This is a genomic window from Aminobacter sp. P4_H6_2 (genome assembly GCF_056400805.1).
On record NZ_JBFUKO010000932.1, the window covers coordinates 1 to 1,489 of the forward strand.

Annotated in this window: 3 protein-coding genes; 2 read left to right on the forward strand and 1 reads right to left on the reverse strand. The window is 59.2% G+C overall.

Annotated elements, in window-relative coordinates:
- Window positions 1-126: 126 nt before the first annotated feature.
- On the reverse strand, window positions 127-558 hold the full coding sequence (locus AC1DUU_RS31790; protein WP_476787277.1) for a P27 family phage terminase small subunit: 432 nt from the start codon (window positions 556-558) through the stop codon (window positions 127-129).
- A gap of 237 nt (window positions 559-795) precedes the next feature.
- Here AC1DUU_RS31790 and AC1DUU_RS31795 point away from each other — a divergent pair, with 237 nt between their 5' ends.
- Together AC1DUU_RS31795 and AC1DUU_RS31800 are read left to right on the forward strand one after the other, a co-directional pair.
- Window positions 796-1,017 (forward strand): hypothetical protein, encoded by a 222-nt coding sequence (locus tag AC1DUU_RS31795; RefSeq protein WP_476787278.1) that lies wholly within the window; start codon window positions 796-798, stop codon window positions 1,015-1,017.
- Window positions 989-1,222 carry a hypothetical protein gene (locus AC1DUU_RS31800; RefSeq protein WP_476787279.1) on the forward strand — a complete coding sequence of 78 codons (234 nt, stop codon included), beginning with the start codon at window positions 989-991 and terminating at the stop codon, window positions 1,220-1,222. The genes AC1DUU_RS31795 and AC1DUU_RS31800 overlap by 29 nt, the downstream gene beginning before the upstream one ends.
- Window positions 1,223-1,489: the final 267 nt, after the last annotated feature.

Sequence of the window (1,489 nt, forward strand, 5' to 3'; positions counted from 1 at the left end):
CGCCAATGGAGCCCGCGTGCCGTGCCGTCCTTCAAATCCTTCAGGTGCCGCTGGGCAGCGGCGAGGTGATGTTCTCCTGCAATAATCCTGCCGGCGAGCACATCGCTCGCGTACTGGCTGGTCGGATCATTTGGATACTGGCTTGAGGTACGCGTCGGCCGCCCGAGACTTTTTCTTGCCACGCTGCACCTGTGTCACCTTTCCACGACGGGCCGGAGCGATACCCAGCTCGGCCTCAATGACGCGGATTGCTTCGTCGGCCTGGCGCATCACCGACCAATGCGGGTTCCATTGGCCAACCTTGGCGCGCTTGCCTTTCAGCACCGGGCCATGTTCGGCGACATGCCGTGAGGATCGCTCGTATTGCACTCTGAACTCGACCAGGCGCTTGATTGCGTGGCCGTTCGAGACTGCCAGCGTGCCTGCATCTTGAAGCTCGCGAGCTACGATGCCCCACTGCTCATGCGCCTCTGCAATGTCTAGCTCGTCGACATAGAGCGATGACCAATCCGGCTCGACCGGAACACCGTCGCCGCCCTGAATTGCGTTGAAGCTCATGGGGTTACCCGCAAAAGGGGCGACATCCCCCCTCCCTGGAATTCATCTCGGTGCGAATGGAGGGGGGACACGGGTCCTGGCCGCGATCCCTGCGGAATTTTGACCCACCCCCTGTCGTCGTACTACTTCCGACTGTCGTCTCCATCTGAAGGCGAAATAGCTCGGTATTGACCTCTTATTCGCATCGGCACCTAATCAGGACGGGACACAGGGTGGGGCGGTGCACGAGGTAGCTGTATGGCCAAAGCGGCAATCAATCCGCCAGTTCGTCAAGTTGCGGATCCTCACTATCAGGCAGATTGCAGATTTGCCTTAGAGCCGTCTTTCGTCGGCCTCGCCAAGAATGCCATCAGAGCGGGATGGGAACCCAAGGAAGTCGCTTACGCCCTTATGGTGCTGGCCGCTGCCGATCTCCAGGAATGTTCCAAGGATGATCCGGATCTACCGGTCGCCCGTTGATGTCGCTACCGATGGCATAGCCTCGCGCTTCCTCCTTCTGGATCAGCGCATCGTGGTCAGATTTGCAGACGCTCTCGGTGTTCTGCAGGCTGAAGAACAACGCCGGGTCGCCCTTATGCGGCTTCTTATGATTGACCACTGCCGCGCGGGGATGGTGCCGATTGCCTGTGACAAGCAAGCAGCCGCAGCGCTGGCAAGTGTATAGATCCCGGAGCAGCGCCTGTTGGCGTGTGCCATGCGGCCCGTACCACCGTTTGTCCTTGTACAGCCTGCGATAGTTCTCAGCTTCCGGTCTACGGAAGTGCCGACGCTTCTTGTCAGTTAGCGCCACGTCTGATTACCTGCTGTGGGGTTTGATTGTTTTTCAATCGGTAAGGCGGGAATGGAACTTCACGAGATCATAGCGCCGGCAGTCGTTGCGGCGCTCGTTTCAGGCGTCGTATCTATTGGGGCGGCTATCATCAACAACCGC